General features: G+C 32.7%; 1 protein-coding gene. It reads right to left on the bottom strand.

The window, feature by feature from the left end:
- Positions 1-691, bottom strand: a 691-nt coding sequence (locus H8718_RS20360; RefSeq protein ID WP_249334877.1) for a hypothetical protein, incomplete at both ends; no start/stop codon positions are given.

Raw genomic sequence — 691 nt, 5'->3', positions numbered from 1 at the left:
TAAAACTACATCTACTGTAGTACTTTCTAAAGCTTGTAATCGCGCTTCTATTTCTGCTATACGGTCTACTGGTACTGTCACTTTAAAGCTCGATGGTTTTACAGCTCCACCAACTTCTAGAATATTAGTTTTATGGGTTCGGACTGTAGGTACAAGTTCTTTTGGAATGTGAGTTACTATAGGTATATCTAATTCATAAATAATCAATTGACCTCTAAACCACTCTTTAAATTGTTCAATGCTTGAAATTGTTTTTTCTGTAGAAACTCCAATTGTCTTATTTGTATGTGCATAGACAATCCCTGCTTTTACTTGAGCGCTATTGAAAGAACCTGCATTCAAAGTACTTGCTAATATATTTGAAATGCTACTTAATGATGTACATTTCGCAGGATATAGCTTATAAAAATCTGTTTCTAGCTGCCATCTATTAACAGACGGGTCCCCTTGACTAGAAATTATCCATTTATCAATTAAAGAATCATCAATAATCATAAACTTCTTGGTCATTAATCCACTACCATCTTCTTTAATTTCAAATGTGTCATAAATATCATTAAAGCCATTAAGCAAAATAACTTTTTTATTTGCCTTATCTTCTTCATTGGCATAGATAGGATATTGCTGACCGTTATTTGAGATAATAGTTTGAGTTGAAGATAGACCGAACGGAATATATGAGGTTGGAGTA

Source organism: Zhenhengia yiwuensis, assembly GCF_014384995.1.
Taxonomy (GTDB): Bacteria; Bacillota; Clostridia; order Lachnospirales; family Cellulosilyticaceae; genus Zhenhengia; species Zhenhengia yiwuensis.
The sequence above is the reverse complement of the archived record's forward strand: the minus strand, read 5'-3'. Positions and strand labels throughout refer to the sequence as shown.